We start from the raw sequence: 15,054 nt of genomic DNA, 5'->3' as shown, positions 1-15,054 counted from the left end.
GAGGATGGACCCAGTCCTGGCAGACTGGACCGCTGGCTCCGGTTCACGCTCCCGCACCCCGCGGAAGCGACCCGGCGCCCTCCCGAATCTAGGAGACACCTTGAAGCGCGACATCCACCCCGAGTACGTCGAGACGCAGGTCAGCTGCACCTGCGGCGCGTCGTTCACCACCCGTAGCACGATCACCGCCGGCACCATCCGTGCCGAGGTCTGCTCCGAGTGCCACCCGTTCTACACGGGCAAGCAGAAGATCCTCGACACCGGTGGCCGCGTGGCCCGCTTCGAGGCCCGCTTCGGCAAGGCCGCCGCTGCCAAGAAGTAGCGAGCCCACAGCGCCGGTCCGCGGATGCCCCCACTCGGGGGTTCCGGGACCGGCGTTTTGCGGTACGGCCCCCTTGGGAGCCGGCGCAGCTCACATATTTCGTCGTACGTACGTCCCCGGGCTCATCATGGGAGCGGGGGACAGCCCAGGGAGCCGGAGATGTTCGAGGCGGTCGAGGAACTGGTCGGGGAGCACGCCGACCTGGAGAAGAAGCTCGCCGATCCGTCGGTCCACGCGGACCAGGCCAACGCGCGCAAGCTGAACAAGCGTTACGCCGAGCTGAGTCCGATCGTCGCCACGTACCGCTTCTGGAAGGCGACCGGCGACGACATCGACACCGCGCGGGAACTCGCCGCCGACGACCCGGACTTCGTCGCCGAGGTCAAGGAACTGGAGAAGCTGCGCGAGGAGCTGACGGAGAAGCTCCGCTTCCTGCTGATCCCGCGCGACCCCAGCGACGACAAGGACGTCATCCTCGAGATCAAGGCGGGCGCGGGCGGCGACGAGTCGGCGCTGTTCGCCGGTGATCTGCTGCGCATGTATCTGCGGTACGCCGAGCGCGTCGGCTGGAAGACCGAGATCATCGACTCCACCGAGTCCGAGCTGGGCGGCTACAAGGACGTCCAGGTAGCCGTGAAGACCAAGGGCGGTCAGGCGCCCGAGCCCGGCCAGGGCGTGTGGGCGCGGCTGAAGTACGAGGGCGGCGTCCACCGTGTGCAGCGCGTGCCCGCGACCGAGTCCCAGGGCCGTATCCACACCTCCGCGGCCGGTGTGCTCGTCACGCCCGAGGCCGAGGAGATCGATGTCGAGATCAACCCGAACGATCTGAGGATCGACGTGTACCGGTCCTCGGGCCCCGGCGGCCAGTCCGTCAACACGACCGACTCCGCGGTGCGCATCACGCACCTCCCCACCGGAGTGGTCGCCTCCTGCCAGAACGAGAAGAGCCAGCTGCAGAACAAGGAGCAGGCGATGCGTATCCTGCGCTCCAGGCTGCTCGCGGCTGCGCAGGAGGAGGCGGAGAAGGAGGCCGCCGACGCCCGCCGCAGCCAGGTCCGTACCGTCGACCGCTCCGAGAAGATCCGTACGTACAACTTCCCGGAGAACCGCCTCTCGGACCACCGTGTCGGCTTCAAGGCGTACAACCTGGACCAGGTCCTGGACGGCGATCTCGACGCGGTGATCCAGGCGTGTGTCGACGCGGACTCGGCCGCGAAGCTCGCCGCCGCGTAAGGTCCTAGGACCGTACGCGGCGGCGACAGCCGCCCTCAGCTGTACGAAGCCGTACGAACCTGTACGAAGCTGTACGACGAGACAACTGCTCAGCCCCGGAGGACCAGCGTGCAGCAAAATTTTGGGGAGCGACCCCCAAACCCCCGCAGCGTGCTGCTCGCGGAAGTGGCCCAGGCCACCCAGCGGCTGGCCGACGCCGGTGTGCCCTCGCCGCGCAATGACGCCGAGGAGCTCGCCGCGTTCGTGCACGGCGTCAAGCGGGGCCAGCTGCACACCGTGAAGGACTCCGACTTCGACGCCCGGTACTGGGAGGTCATCGCCCGCCGCGAGGCGCGCGAGCCGTTGCAGCACATCACCGGGCGGGCGTACTTCCGGTATCTCGAACTGCAGGTCGGGCCGGGTGTCTTCGTGCCGCGGCCGGAGACCGAGTCGGTCGTCGGGTGGGCCATAGACGCCGTACGGGCCATGGACGTCGTCGAGCCGCTCATCGTCGATCTGTGCACCGGCTCCGGCGCCATCGCGCTCGCCCTGGCGCAGGAGGTGCCGCGCTCCCGCGTGCACGCCGTGGAGCTGTCCGAGGACGCGCTCCGGTGGACCCGCAAGAACATGGCGGGGTCCAGGGTCGACCTGCGCCAGGGAGACGCCCGCACAGCGTTCCCGGACCTCGACGGCCAGGTCGATCTCGTGATCTCCAACCCGCCGTACATCCCGCTCACCGAGTGGGAGTACGTGGCACCGGAGGCGCGGGACCACGATCCCGAGATGGCCCTGTTCTCGGGGGAGGACGGCCTCGATCTGATCCGCGGCCTGGAGCGCACCGCACACCGTCTGCTCCGCCCCGGCGGTGTCGTCGTCGTCGAGCACGCCGACACCCAGGGCGGCCAGGTGCCGTGGATCTTCACCGAGGAGCGGGGCTGGGCCGACGCGGCCGACCACCCGGACCTCAACAACCGCCCGCGGTTCGCGACGGCCCGCAAGGCACTGCCGTGACGACGCGCGCGTCCAGGACGTTCAGAATCCCAGACCAGCAGCAGTACGGGTACGACGTGTACGAGGCGTACGACGTGTACTCCGTGTACGAGGAGGCTCGCTAAATGGCACGGCGATACGACACCAACGACGCGACCGACCGCGCGACGGGTCTGCGTGAGGCCGCGTCCGCCGTCCGGCGTGGCGAGCTGGTGGTCCTCCCCACCGACACGGTGTACGGCGTGGGCGCCGACGCGTTCTCCTCGGAGGCCGTGGCGGATCTGCTGGAGGCCAAGGGCCGGGGCCGCAACATGCCCACGCCCGTTCTCATCGGCTCCCCGAACACGCTGCACGGCCTGGTCACGGACTTCTCCGAGATGGCGTGGGAGCTGGTCGACGCGTTCTGGCCGGGCGCGCTGACACTTGTCGCCAAGCACCAGCCGTCGCTCCAGTGGGACCTGGGGGACACCCGTGGCACGGTTGCCGTGCGCATGCCACTGCACCCGGTCGCCATCGAACTGCTCACCGACGTCGGCCCCATGGCGGTGTCGTCGGCCAACCTCACGGGCCACCCGGCCCCGGAGGACTGTGACGCCGCGCAGGAGATGCTCGGCGACTCGATCTCCGTCTACCTGGACGGCGGCCCGACCCCCGGCAACGTGCCGTCCTCGATCGTCGACGTCACGGGCAAGGTGCCGGTGCTGCTGCGCGCGGGCGCGCTGTCGGCGGAGGAGCTCCGCAAGGTCGTACCCGACCTCGAGGTGGCGAATTGACGGCCCCTGACGCGGGGCGTGGCATACGCAACGGGGACGAGACGGGGACCTTCGTGGGGCTTCCCCGGGACACCTTCCGCATCCTCCACGTCAGCACCGGCAACGTCTGCCGCTCGCCGATCACCGAGCGGCTGACCCGGCATGCCCTGGCGGACCGGCTCGGCGACCCGCTGTGGGGCGGCCTCATCGTGGAGAGCGCCGGGACCTGGGGCCACGAGGGCGCGCCCATGGAGGCCAACGCCGAGGCGGTCCTCGCGGACTTCGGCGCGGACGCCTCCGGCTTCGTGGGCCGCGAGCTGCTGGACGAGCACGTGATCCTCGCCGACCTGGTGCTGACGGCCACCCGCGACCACCGGGCCCAGGTCATCTCCATGGGCCACTCGGCGGGCCTGCGCACCTTCACCCTCAAGGAATTCACCCGCCTCGTCCGCGCCATAGACCCCACGACCCTCCCTCCCCTGGAGGACGGCGTGGTCGAACGCGCGCGTGCGTTGGTGCGTGCTGCGGCGGCTCTACGCGGGTGGCTTCTGGCGCCGACGGCGGAGGCGGACGAGGTGTATGACCCGTACGGGGCGCCGTTGCCGTTCTTCCGGTCGGTGGGGGATGAGATACATCAGGCGTTGGATCCGGTGGTCACGGCGTTGACGGGGGTTCCGGCGCGGGCTTGAGGGCGCTCCGTTCGCGAGCGCACGCGTGGGCGTGAGGGGCGCCGGGTGGGCGTAACGCCGGGCGTGGCAGGGGGAGCGGTCCTACATTGGTCCTAGCGCCCCGCCGACGTCCGGAGCTCACCATGCCGGTCACACCCACGCTGGAAGCGGATGTCCTGCGCCGTCAGGACCCGGAGCTCGCCGAGATCCTCATCGGGGAGACGGTCCGGCAGTCGACGACGCTGCAGCTCATCGCCGCCGAGAACTTCACCTCGCCGGCCGTGCTGGCCGCGCTCGGGTCGCCGCTCACCAACAAGTACGCGGAGGGGTACCCCGGGGCGCGCCATCACGGCGGGTGCGAGATCGTCGACATGGCCGAGCGGATCGCCGTCGACCGGGCGAAGGCGCTGTTCGGCGCCGAACACGCCAATGTGCAGGCGCACTCGGGATCGTCCGCGGTGCTCGCCGTGTACGCCGCGCTGCTGCGGCCCGGGGACACCGTCCTCGCCATGGGGCTGCCGTTCGGCGGGCACCTCACCCACGGCTCGCCCGCGAACTTCTCGGGGCGCTGGTTCGACTTCGTCGGGTACGGCGTCGAGGCCGAGTCCGGGCTCATCGACCACGAACAGGTACGCACCCTGGCCCGTACCCGCCGCCCCAAGGCCATCGTGTGCGGGTCCATCTCCTATCCCCGCCATATCGACTACGCCTTCTTCCGCGAGGTCGCCGACGAGGTCGGGGCGTATCTGATCGCCGACGCCGCCCATCCCATCGGGCTCGTCGCCGGGGGAGCGGCGCCCTCTCCCGTGCCGTACGCCGACGTCGTCTGCGCCACCACGCACAAGGTGCTGCGCGGCCCCCGCGGCGGCATGATCCTTTGCGGGAGCGATCTCGCCGAGCGCGTCGACCGGGCCGTCTTCCCGTTCACCCAGGGCGGCGCGCAGATGCACACCATCGCCGCCAAGGCCGTCGCGTTCGGCGAGGCGGCGGCCCCGGCCTTCACGGCGTACGCCCACCAGGTGGTCGCCAACGCGCGCGTGCTCGCCGAGGGGCTGGCCGAACAGGGCCTCGCCGTCACCACCGGCGGCACCGACACCCACCTGGTGGCCGCCGACCCCGCGCCGCTCGGCGTCGACGGGCGCACCGCGCGGGGCAGGCTCGCCGCGGCCGGCATGGTCCTCGACACCTGCGCCCTGCCCCACGGAGACGCCCGCGGCCTGCGTCTCGGCACCGCGGCGCTGACCACGCAGGGCATGGGTGAGCTGGAGATGGCGCGGATCGCCGCCCTGTTCGCCGCGGTCCTGCGCGAGGACGTCGACAGCAAGCGGGCACGTGAAGAAGTACGGGAGCTGGCCGGGAGATTTCCCCCGTACCCGGAGTGAGCCCTGGGGGACACGGCGTGAGATGAGGCGGAAGATTTGCGTCGTATCCCGGCCGAGGTGGGGTAGGCGCACCACCGGACACAGCCACCCGTGCAACCATCGTCGCTACCCGGAAGTCCCTACCCGTATGCGCGCATCGCTAGGGTGTGGGGCTGAGATGGCCAGCGAGACCTGTGGGGAAGCCCGTGCGTGAATACCTGCTGACACTCTGCATCACGGCCGCGGTGACGTACCTGCTGACAGGGCCGGTACGGAAGTTCGCGATCGTGGCGGGTGCCATGCCGGAGATCCGTGCACGCGACGTGCACCGGGAACCCACGCCCCGGCTCGGCGGCATCGCCATGTTCTTCGGGCTCTGCGCGGGACTGCTCGTCGCCGACCACCTGACCAACCTCAGCGAGGTCTTCGACAACTCCAACGAACCGCGCGCCCTGCTCTCCGGAGCCGCGCTGATCTGGCTCATCGGCGTCCTCGACGACAAGTTCGAGATCGACGCGCTGATCAAGCTCGGCGGCCAGATGATCGCCGCGGGTGTGATGGTCATGCAGGGTCTGACGATCCTGTGGCTGCCCATCCCCGGTCTGGGCAACGTCGCGCTGACCCAGTGGCAGGGCACCCTGCTGACGGTCGCCCTCGTCGTCATCACCATCAACGCGGTCAACTTCGTGGACGGCCTCGACGGTCTGGCCGCCGGCATGGTGTGCATCGCGGCCGCGGCGTTCTTCATGTACGCGTACCGCATCTGGTACAGCTACGGCATCGAGGCCGCCGCCCCCGCCACCCTCTTCGCGGCCATCCTGATGGGCATGTGCCTGGGCTTCCTGCCGCACAACATGCACCCCGCGCGGATCTTCATGGGGGACTCCGGCTCGATGCTCATCGGGCTGGTGCTGGCGGCCGGCGCGATCTCCGTGACCGGTCAGGTCGACCCCGACGCGATGCAGCTGTTCTCCGGTTCGGAGCGCATCGCCGTGCACCAGATGGTGCCGGTCTACATCCCGCTGCTGATGCCCCTGACGATCATCGCGATCCCCGCCGCCGACCTGGTGCTCGCCATCGTGCGGCGCACCTGGCGGGGCCAGTCCCCGTTCGCCGCCGACCGGGGCCACCTGCACCACCGTCTGCTGGAGATCGGCCACTCGCACAGCCGGTCGGTGCTGATCATGTACTTCTGGTCGGCGCTGATCGCCTTCGGCGCGCTGTCCTACTCGGTCAACGCGGCCTCGATGTGGATCGTCCTCGGCGTCGTGGCGCTCAGCTCCGTCGGTCTGGTGCTGCTCCTGCTGCCCCGCTTCACACCGCGCGCCCCGCGCTGGGCCGAGGCCTTCGTGCCGCCGCGGTACCGCCGTCGCCGGGAGGCGGAGGGCGCCGAGGGCACCGCCGTGGCCCCGGCCGTGTCGACGGCCGCGTACGGGACGACGGACACCGACGCCCCGCAGCAGCCCGCCGACCAGCGCACCCCGGTCGCCGCGGGCGCCTCACGCGTCAACGGCTCCACCGCCCTGGGCGCCCGTCCACACCTCCTGGAAGGACGCAAGGCCGAAACCTCGCGCTGACGCGAAGGTAAGAATCTGACTAACTCTTGACTCAACATCCAGAACGCAAAGCGCCCAATACCAGACAAAAGGGCCTGGATTTTGCACATTCGCGCGGGTTCACTCTCATGTGTGACACCGAGCACACCAAGCAGGTAAAGACCTCATCAAATAGTTTGTGATACGGTTCACGAGAACCCGGGATAGAGCCGAAGGACCGCACTGCGACGGTCCATTGGCGGAGGTTCTCACTCTCGCCCGGGACTACGCTCGTCCATGACGACACCCTGCCCCCTTACTGAGCGGAGTTGCCGCCATGCCGTCCAATGACGCCCGAATGCTCCTTCAGGCCGCCGTGCCCACGGCTGCCGTCGGCGCGATCGCCGCCGTCGTCAGCGGTGTGGTCGTGGGCGGCAAGGGCGCGATCGGTGCCGTCGTGGCGACGGTGATCACGGTCCTCTTCATGGGAATCGGGCTCTACGTTCTGCAGCGCACTGCCAAATCGCTTCCGCATCTGTTCCAGATGATGGGTCTGATGCTCTACGCGGCGCAGATCCTGCTGCTGTTCATCTTCCTGACGGCGTTCAAGAACACCACGCTGTTCCACCCCAAGGCTTTCGCGTTCACGCTCGTCGCCACGACCCTCGCATGGATCACCGCGCAGACGCGTGCCCACATGAAGGCCAAGATTCTTTATGTCGAACCCGACTCCTCCACGAGCGCCAAGTCCGAAAAATCGGGGCACTCGTCGTGAGGAGTAGGGCCGGGATAAATGCGTGTGCGAAGTCCTGCTATCGTCCGGTGCCAACTGCGGCATCGCGGGCGCGGGCATCTGAGCTGACGCCTGCTCAATCGCGAGGCTCGATGCCCCCCAGCCGCCCCCACATCCGTAACACCAGTCCGGTGCCGATCCGCGGCTGCGCGCCGCGCCGACACAACGAGGTTGCCGTACCCATGCGTCACGCCGAAGGAGCCCGCGGTGAGTGCTGACCAGACCCAGCTCGCCTTTGACTGGAGCTGTCGGATCATGTCCGACAACGGCTGTGGCTTCCCGGCTCCGGGCCTCCACTCGTTCCTCTTCAAGCCGATCGCCGATGTCGGCGGGTTCGAGTTCAACAAGGTGATGCTGCTCGCGCTGATCACCACCCTGCTGGTCATCAGCTTCTTCTGGGCCGCCTTCGGCAAGGCCAAGGTCGTCCCGGGCAAGATGCAGATGGTCGGCGAGGCCGGTTACGACTTCGTGCGCCGCGGCATCGTGTACGAGACCCTCGGCAAGAAGGAGGGCGAGAAGTACGTCCCCCTGATGGTCTCGCTGTTCTTCTTCATCTGGATCATGAACATCTGGTCCGTGATCCCGCTGGCCCAGTTCCCGGTGTCGTCGATCATCGCCTACCCGATGGTGCTGGCCCTGATCGTCTACGTGGTGTGGGTCTCGCTGACCTTCAAGCGGCACGGTTTCGTCGGCTTCTTCAAGAACGTCACCGGCTACGACAAGGAACTCGGCGCGGTCCTCCCGCTCGTGATGGTCATCGAGTTCTTCTCGAACCTGCTGGTCCGGCCGTTCACGCACGCGGTGCGACTGTTCGCCAACATGTTCGCCGGCCACCTGATGCTGGTCATGTTCACCGTCGCCTCGTGGTACCTGCTGAACAGCTGGATGATCCCGGCGGCCGGTGTCTCGTTCGTCATGACCATCGTCATGATCCTCTTCGAGCTCTTCGTGCAGGCCGTCCAGGCGTACGTCTTCGTCCTCCTCGCCTGCTCGTACATTCAGGGCGCTCTCGCCGAGCACCACTGAGCCGCGCCGCTCCACAAGCCCCCAGAACGTCCGGTGGCCAACCCCCGCCGGTCCATGAAAGAGAAGGAAGAATCAGCATGGCTGCCCTTGAGACCCTCGCCGCTGTCGAAGGCAACATCGGTTCCATCGGCTACGGCCTCGCCGCCATCGGCCCCGGCGTCGGCGTCGGCATCATCTTCGGCAACGGCACCCAGGCCCTGGCCCGTCAGCCCGAGGCCGCCGGTCTGATCCGTGCCAACCAGATCCTCGGCTTCGCCTTCTGTGAGGCGCTCGCCCTCATCGGCATCGTCATGCCGTTCGTCTACAACTGACGAACCCTGACGAGCAAACCTTTCAACGAAAGGCACTGATGTGATCGCCAACCTGGTACAGCTGGCGGCCGAGGAGGAGCAGAACCCGCTCATCCCGCCGGGCCCCGAGCTGCTCGTCGGCACCATCGCCTTCGCCATCGTGTTCTTCTTCTTCTGGAAGAAGCTGCTCCCGAACATCAACAAGGTTCTCGAGGAGCGCCGCGCGGCGATCGAAGGCGGTATCGAAGAGGCCGACGCCATGAAGGTCGAGGCCCAGAGTGTGCTCGAGCAGTACAAGGCTCAGCTCCAAGAGGCCCGGCACGAGGCCGCGCGTCTGCGCCAGGAGGCGCAGGAGCAGGGCGCCACTCTCATCGCCGAGATGCGGGCGGAAGGCCAGCGGCAGCGCGAGGAGATCATCGCCGCCGGTCACTCCCAGATCGAGGCCGACCGCAAGGCCGCCGCGTCCGCGCTGCGCCAGGATGTCGGCAAGCTCGCCACCGACCTGGCCGGCAAGCTCGTCGGTGAGTCCCTCGAGGACCACGCCCGGCAGAGCCGCGTCATCGACCGCTTCCTCGACGAGCTCGAGGAGAAGGCCGAGGCGACGCGATGAACGGAGCGAGCCGCGAGGCCCTGGCAGCCGCACGTGAGCGTCTCGACGCGCTGACGGACTCCACGTCCGTGGACGCGGCGCAGCTCGCCGACGAGCTGGCCGCCGTCACCGCGCTGCTCGACCGCGAGGTCAGCTTGCGTCGGGTCCTCACCGACCCGGCGCAGGCCGCTGACGCCAAGGCCGAACTGGCCGGACGCATCTTCGGCGGCCAGGTCAGCGGTGCCACCGCCGACCTGGTGAGCGGCATGGTGCGCTCCCGCTGGTCGCAGTCGCGTGACCTGGTGGACGCGCTGGAGGAACTGGCCGACCTGGCCGACCTCACCGCGGCCCAGAAGGCGGGCGCGCTCGACGATGTCGAGGACGAGCTGTTCCGGTTCGGCCGGATCGTCTCCTCGAACACCGAGCTGCGATCCGCCCTGACCAACCGGTCCGCGAGCACCGCGGCCAAGGGCGAGCTGCTGCGCGCCCTGCTCGGCGGTCGCGCCAATGTGACGACCGAGCGTCTGGTGACGCGCCTTGTGACCGCGCCGCGGGGACGTAGCCTGGAGGCGGGACTCGAGTCCCTGTCCAAGCTCGCCGCCGAGCGCCGCAACCGCATGGTCGCCGTCGTCACCTCGGCGGTCCCGCTGAGCGACACACAGAAGCGGCGTCTCGGCGCCGCGCTGGCGAAGCTGTACGGCCGCGAGATGCATCTCAACATCGACGTGGACCCCGAGGTCCTCGGCGGAATCCGGGTGCAGGTCGGCGACGAGATCATCAACGGCTCGATCGCGGACCGACTCGAGGACGCCGGCCGCCGACTGGCGAGCTAGCAGCAACTCCATACGCAGTACTACGGCCCGAGTTGGGCCGTGCAGAGGATGCAGAAGTTCTGGGGGGAGCCCCCAGATCCCCCAAAGAAACTTCGGGCCCAACAAGGAGAGCAGGGAACCCAGATGGCGGAGCTCACGATCCGGCCGGAGGAGATCCGGGACGCGCTGGAGAACTTCGTCCAGTCGTACAAGCCGGACGCGGCCTCGCGCGAGGAGGTCGGTACGGTCACCCTTGCCGGCGACGGCATCGCGAAGGTCGAGGGTCTTCCCTCGGCCATGGCCAACGAACTGCTGAAGTTCGAGGACGGCACCCTCGGCCTCGCGCTGAACCTGGAAGAGCGCGAGATCGGCGCCATCGTCCTCGGTGAGTTCAGCGGCATCGAGGAGGGTCAGCCGGTCACCCGTACCGGCGAGGTCCTGTCGGTCGCCGTGGGCGAGGGCTACCTCGGCCGCGTCGTCGACCCGCTCGGCAACCCGATCGACGGCCTCGGCGAGATCGAGACCACCGGTCGCCGCGCCCTCGAGCTGCAGGCCCCCACGGTCATGCAGCGCAAGTCGGTGCACGAGCCGATGGAGACCGGCTACAAGGCCGTCGACGCGATGACCCCGATCGGCCGTGGTCAGCGTCAGCTGATCATCGGTGACCGCCAGACCGGCAAGACCGCCCTGGCCGTCGACACGATCATCAACCAGCGCGACAACTGGCGCACGGGCGACGTGAACAAGCAGGTCCGCTGCATCTACGTCGCCATCGGCCAGAAGGGCTCGACCATCGCGTCGGTCCGCCGCGCGCTGGAGGAGAACGGCGCGCTCGAGTACACGACCATCGTCGCCGCCCCGGCGTCCGACCCGGCCGGCTTCAAGTACCTGGCGCCGTACACCGGTTCGGCCATCGGTCAGCAGTGGATGTACGAGGGCAAGCACGTCCTCATCATCTTCGACGACCTCTCGAAGCAGGCCGACGCCTACCGCGCCGTGTCCCTGCTGCTGCGCCGCCCGCCGGGCCGCGAGGCCTACCCGGGTGACGTCTTCTACCTGCACTCCCGTCTGCTGGAGCGCTGCGCGAAGCTCTCCGACGACATGGGCAAGGGCTCGATGACCGGTCTGCCGATCGTCGAGACCAAGGCCAACGACGTCTCGGCGTTCATCCCGACCAACGTCATCTCCATCACCGACGGCCAGTGCTTCCTGGAGTCGGACCTGTTCAACGCCGGTCAGCGCCCCGCGCTGAACGTCGGTATCTCCGTCTCCCGAGTCGGTGGTTCCGCCCAGCACAAGGCGATGAAGCAGGTCTCCGGCCGTCTGCGCGTGGACCTCGCCCAGTTCCGCGAGCTGGAGGCGTTCGCCGCCTTCGGTTCCGACCTGGACGCCGCGTCCAAGGCCCAGCTGGAGCGCGGCCAGCGCATGGTCGAGCTGCTGAAGCAGGCCCAGTACGAGCCGATGTCCACCGAGGACCAGGTCGTCTCCGTGTGGGCCGGCACCACCGGCAAGATGGACGAGGTGCCGGTCGCCGACATCCGCCGCTTCGAGAAGGAGCTCCTCGAGTTCCTGCACCGCAAGGAGCAGGGCCTCATGACCTCCATCAAGGAGGGCGGCAAGATGTCGGACGACACCCTCACCGCTGTCGCCGACGCGATCGCCGAGTTCAAGAAGCAGTTCGAGACCTCGGACGGCAAGCTGCTCGGCGAAGAGGCTCCGGCCGCCCCGAAGGCGACCAGCGCCTCCAAGTGACGTAAGGAAGGGACCTGACTCATGGGAGCCCAGCTCCGGGTCTACAAGCGTCGCATCCGATCCGTCACCGCGACCAAGAAGATCACCAAGGCGATGGAGATGATCGCCGCCTCGCGCGTCGTCAAGGCGCAGCGCAAGGTGGCGGCCTCCACTCCGTACGCGCAGGAACTGACCCGCGCGGTCACGGCGGTCGGCACCGGTTCGAACACCAAGCACCCGCTGACCACCCAGGCCGAGACGGTCACCCGGTCCGCGGTGCTGCTCCTGACGAGCGACCGCGGTCTGGCCGGCGCCTTCAACTCCAACGCCATCAAGGCGGCGGAGAAGTTGACGGCGCGCCTGGAGGCCGAGGGCAAGGCGGTCGACGTGTACATCGTCGGCCGGCGCGGTGTGGCCCACTACAACTTCCGTGAGCGCAAGATCACGGACCAGTGGACCGGCTTCACCGACGAGCCCAGTTACGCGGACGCGAAGAAGGTCGCGGCGCCCCTGATCGAGGCCATCGAGAAGGAGACGGCGGACGGCGGTGTGGACGAACTCCACATCGTCTACACCGAGTTCGTCTCGATGATGACGCAGAACGCGCTCGAGGCCCGACTGCTTCCGCTCAGCCTCGACGAGGTCGCGCAGGAGGCACCCTCCAAGGGCGAGATCCTGCCGCTGTACGACTTCGAGCCGTCGGCGGAGGACGTCCTCGACGCCCTGCTGCCGCGCTACGTCGAGAGCCGGATCTACAACGCGCTGCTCCAGTCGGCCGCTTCCAAGCACGCCGCCACCCGTCGTGCGATGAAGTCGGCCACTGACAACGCGGGCGAGCTGATCAACTCGCTCTCCCGTCTTGCCAACGCGGCCCGCCAGGCCGAAATCACCCAGGAAATCAGCGAGATCGTCGGTGGCTCCGCAGCCCTGGCCGACGCGACCGCGGGGAGTGACAAGTAATGACGACCACTGTTGAGACGGCCACGGCTACGGGCCGCGTCGCCCGGGTCATCGGCCCGGTCGTCGACGTGGAGTTCCCCGTCGACGCGATGCCCGACATCTACAACGCCCTGCACGTCGAGGTCAGCGACCCGGCCAACGAGGGCGAGAAGAAGACGCTGACCCTGGAGGTCGCCCAGCACCTGGGTGACGGCCTGGTCCGCACGATCTCCATGCAGCCCACCGACGGTCTGGTCCGCCAGGCCGCCGTCACCGACACCGGCACGGGCATCACCGTCCCGGTCGGCGACTTCACCAAGGGCAAGGTGTTCAACACCCTCGGTGAGGTGCTGAACGTCGACGAGAAGTACGACGGCGAGCGCTGGACCATCCACCGCAAGGCCCCGAACTTCGACGAGCTCGAGTCGAAGACCGAGATGTTCGAGACCGGCGTCAAGGTCATCGACCTGCTGACCCCGTACGTCAAGGGCGGCAAGATCGGTCTGTTCGGCGGCGCCGGCGTCGGCAAGACGGTGCTCATCCAGGAGATGATCTACCGCGTCGCCAACAACCACGACGGTGTGTCGGTGTTCGCCGGTGTCGGTGAGCGCACCCGTGAGGGCAACGACCTCATCGACGAGATGAGCGAGTCGGGCGTCATCGACAAGACCGCGCTGGTCTTCGGCCAGATGGACGAGCCCCCGGGCACCCGTCTGCGCGTGGCCCTCGCCGGTCTGACCATGGCGGAGTACTTCCGCGATGTGCAGAAGCAGGACGTGCTGTTCTTCATCGACAACATCTTCCGCTTCACCCAGGCCGGTTCCGAGGTGTCGACCCTGCTCGGCCGTATGCCCTCCGCGGTGGGCTACCAGCCGAACCTGGCCGACGAGATGGGTCTCCTCCAGGAGCGCATCACCTCGACCCGTGGTCACTCGATCACCTCGATGCAGGCGATCTACGTCCCCGCGGACGACCTGACCGACCCGGCCCCGGCCACCACCTTCGCCCACCTCGACGCGACGACGGTTCTCTCCCGTCCGATCTCCGAGAAGGGCATCTACCCGGCCGTGGACCCGCTGGACTCGACGTCCCGCATCCTCGACCCGCGGTACATCGCGGCGGACCACTACAACGCCGCGATGCGCGTGAAGAACGTCCTGCAGAAGTACAAGGACCTGCAGGACATCATCGCGATCCTCGGTATCGACGAGCTCGGCGAGGAGGACAAGCTCGTCGTCCACCGTGCCCGTCGCGTGGAGCGCTTCCTGTCCCAGAACACCCACGTCGCCAAGCAGTTCACCGGCGTCGACGGGTCGGACGTGCCGCTGGACGAGTCGATCGCCGCGTTCAACGCGATCATCGACGGTGAGTACGACCACTTCCCGGAGCAGGCGTTCTTCATGTGCGGTGGTATCGAGGACCTGAAGAAGAACGCGAAGGAGCTGGGCGTCTCCTGACCCCGTGCTCGTCTGTGGGAGGGGCGGGTGTGCACCTCGTACGGGGTGCGTCCCGCCCCTTCCCTCACTCCCTTTAGAATTGACCCAACACCCGGCAGAACCGCCGGGTGGTGACCCGAGGAGCCACCTTGGCTGCTGAGCTGCACGTCGCGCTGGTCGCGGCCGACCGAGAGGTCTGGTCCGGCGAGGCCACCCTGGTCGTCGCGCGTACCACGTCCGGCGACATCGGCGTCATGCCCGGTCACCAGCCGCTGCTCGGTGTGCTGGAGTCGGGCCCGGTGACCATCCGTACGAGTGATGGCGGAACGGTCGTCGCCGCAGTGCACGGCGGTTTCGTCTCGTTCGCGGACAACAAGCTGTCGCTGCTGGCCGAGATCGCCGAGCTGTCGGACGAGATCGACGTCCAGCGCGCGGAGCGGGAGCTCGAGCGTGCGAAGGCGGAGGGCGACGCCTCCGCCGAGCGCCGTGCGGACGTCCGACTGCGTGCGGTGGCGGCGCGCTGAACAAGCGCGTCATGTGATGCTGTGACTCAGCCGCGGCTGGGACCGGAGCAATCCGGCCCCAGCCGCGGCTGAGG

At 68.4% G+C, this 15,054-nt stretch carries 16 protein-coding genes; all 16 read left to right on the top strand.

All coding sequences use genetic code 11. The features are described from left to right. Nucleotides 1-100 precede the first annotated feature (100 nt). Nucleotides 101-322, top strand: coding sequence for a 50S ribosomal protein L31 (gene rpmE, locus FNH04_RS06325; RefSeq protein WP_152781145.1), 222 nt, complete (start codon nt 101-103; stop codon nt 320-322). A gap of 159 nt (nt 323-481) precedes the next feature. Further along, nucleotides 482-1,555, top strand: a complete 1,074-nt coding sequence (gene prfA / locus FNH04_RS06320) for a peptide chain release factor 1 (protein WP_152781143.1) — start codon at nt 482-484, stop codon at nt 1,553-1,555. A gap of 150 nt (nt 1,556-1,705) precedes the next feature. Continuing rightward, the gene (gene prmC / locus FNH04_RS06315; RefSeq protein ID WP_322722654.1) at nt 1,706-2,545 is read left to right on the top strand and encodes a peptide chain release factor N(5)-glutamine methyltransferase; all 840 of its coding nucleotides are present in this window, start codon (nt 1,706-1,708) and stop codon (nt 2,543-2,545) included. Nucleotides 2,546-2,649: 104 nt separating this feature from the next. Continuing rightward, entirely contained in the window at nt 2,650-3,297 is a 648-nt protein-coding gene (locus FNH04_RS06310; protein ID WP_152781141.1) for an L-threonylcarbamoyladenylate synthase, read from the top strand. Further along, nucleotides 3,294-3,965 (top strand): arsenate reductase/protein-tyrosine-phosphatase family protein, encoded by a 672-nt coding sequence (locus FNH04_RS06305; RefSeq protein WP_152781139.1) that lies wholly within the window; start codon nt 3,294-3,296, stop codon nt 3,963-3,965. The genes FNH04_RS06310 and FNH04_RS06305 overlap by 4 nt, the downstream gene beginning before the upstream one ends. A 122-nt stretch (nt 3,966-4,087) precedes the next feature. Beyond that, on the top strand, nt 4,088-5,326 hold the full coding sequence (locus FNH04_RS06300) for a serine hydroxymethyltransferase (RefSeq protein WP_152781137.1): 1,239 nt from the start codon (nt 4,088-4,090) through the stop codon (nt 5,324-5,326). Nucleotides 5,327-5,511: 185 nt separating this feature from the next. After that, nucleotides 5,512-6,882, top strand: coding sequence for an MraY family glycosyltransferase (locus tag FNH04_RS06295; protein WP_322722653.1), 1,371 nt, complete (start codon nt 5,512-5,514; stop codon nt 6,880-6,882). 295 nt (nt 6,883-7,177) lie between these two features. Beyond that, on the top strand, nt 7,178-7,615 hold the full coding sequence (locus tag FNH04_RS06290) for a hypothetical protein (protein WP_152781135.1): 438 nt from the start codon (nt 7,178-7,180) through the stop codon (nt 7,613-7,615). Between the two features lie 273 nt (nt 7,616-7,888). Continuing rightward, nucleotides 7,889-8,659: a F0F1 ATP synthase subunit A gene (atpB, locus tag FNH04_RS06285; protein ID WP_152781168.1), complete on the top strand. Its 771-nt coding sequence runs from the start codon at nt 7,889-7,891 to the stop codon at nt 8,657-8,659. Between the two features lie 77 nt (nt 8,660-8,736). After that, complete coding sequence (gene atpE / locus FNH04_RS06280; protein WP_143636214.1) at nt 8,737-8,970, top strand: ATP synthase F0 subunit C; 234 nt, start codon at nt 8,737-8,739, stop codon at nt 8,968-8,970. Nucleotides 8,971-9,010: 40 nt separating this feature from the next. Next, a complete protein-coding gene (locus FNH04_RS06275) occupies nt 9,011-9,559 on the top strand; it encodes a F0F1 ATP synthase subunit B (protein ID WP_322722652.1) in 549 nt (182 codons plus the stop codon). Continuing rightward, nucleotides 9,556-10,371: a F0F1 ATP synthase subunit delta gene (locus tag FNH04_RS06270; RefSeq protein ID WP_152781133.1), complete on the top strand. Its 816-nt coding sequence runs from the start codon at nt 9,556-9,558 to the stop codon at nt 10,369-10,371. Before FNH04_RS06275 ends, FNH04_RS06270 begins: the two co-directional genes overlap by 4 nt. A gap of 123 nt (nt 10,372-10,494) precedes the next feature. Beyond that, nucleotides 10,495-12,102 (top strand): F0F1 ATP synthase subunit alpha, encoded by a 1,608-nt coding sequence (gene atpA, locus FNH04_RS06265; RefSeq protein ID WP_152781131.1) that lies wholly within the window; start codon nt 10,495-10,497, stop codon nt 12,100-12,102. A 21-nt stretch (nt 12,103-12,123) separates the two neighbouring features. Continuing rightward, nucleotides 12,124-13,041, top strand: a complete 918-nt coding sequence (locus tag FNH04_RS06260) for a F0F1 ATP synthase subunit gamma (protein WP_152781129.1) — start codon at nt 12,124-12,126, stop codon at nt 13,039-13,041. Next, nucleotides 13,041-14,477, top strand: coding sequence for a F0F1 ATP synthase subunit beta (atpD, locus tag FNH04_RS06255; RefSeq protein ID WP_152781127.1), 1,437 nt, complete (start codon nt 13,041-13,043; stop codon nt 14,475-14,477). Before FNH04_RS06260 ends, atpD begins: the two co-directional genes overlap by 1 nt. 128 nt (nt 14,478-14,605) lie before the next feature. Continuing rightward, nucleotides 14,606-14,980 carry a F0F1 ATP synthase subunit epsilon gene (locus FNH04_RS06250; RefSeq protein WP_152781125.1) on the top strand — a complete coding sequence of 125 codons (375 nt, stop codon included), beginning with the start codon at nt 14,606-14,608 and terminating at the stop codon, nt 14,978-14,980. The last annotated feature ends 74 nt before the right edge of the window (nt 14,981-15,054 follow it).

It is taken from the genome of Streptomyces phyllanthi, assembly GCF_009377205.1.
GTDB lineage: Bacteria > Actinomycetota > Actinomycetes > Streptomycetales > Streptomycetaceae > Streptomyces > Streptomyces phyllanthi.
The sequence above is the reverse complement of the archived record's forward strand: the minus strand, read 5'-3'. Positions and strand labels throughout refer to the sequence as shown.

Bases quoted from the DNA above. Each gene is read 5' to 3' on its own strand.
- prfA (WP_152781143.1), top strand. From the start codon at position 482: ATGTTCGAGGCGGTCGAGGAACTGGTCGGGGAGCACGCCGACCTGGAG.
- FNH04_RS06310 (WP_152781141.1), top strand. From the start codon at position 2,650: ATGGCACGGCGATACGACACCAACGACGCGACCGACCGCGCGACGGGT.
- FNH04_RS06300 (WP_152781137.1), top strand. From the start codon at position 4,088: ATGCCGGTCACACCCACGCTGGAAGCGGATGTCCTGCGCCGTCAGGAC.
- FNH04_RS06290 (WP_152781135.1), top strand. From the start codon at position 7,178: ATGCCGTCCAATGACGCCCGAATGCTCCTTCAGGCCGCCGTGCCCACG.
- atpB (WP_152781168.1), top strand. From the start codon at position 7,889: ATGTCCGACAACGGCTGTGGCTTCCCGGCTCCGGGCCTCCACTCGTTC.
- atpE (WP_143636214.1), top strand. From the start codon at position 8,737: ATGGCTGCCCTTGAGACCCTCGCCGCTGTCGAAGGCAACATCGGTTCC.
- FNH04_RS06270 (WP_152781133.1), top strand. From the start codon at position 9,556: ATGAACGGAGCGAGCCGCGAGGCCCTGGCAGCCGCACGTGAGCGTCTC.
- atpA (WP_152781131.1), top strand. From the start codon at position 10,495: ATGGCGGAGCTCACGATCCGGCCGGAGGAGATCCGGGACGCGCTGGAG.
- FNH04_RS06260 (WP_152781129.1), top strand. From the start codon at position 12,124: ATGGGAGCCCAGCTCCGGGTCTACAAGCGTCGCATCCGATCCGTCACC.
- atpD (WP_152781127.1), top strand. From the start codon at position 13,041: ATGACGACCACTGTTGAGACGGCCACGGCTACGGGCCGCGTCGCCCGG.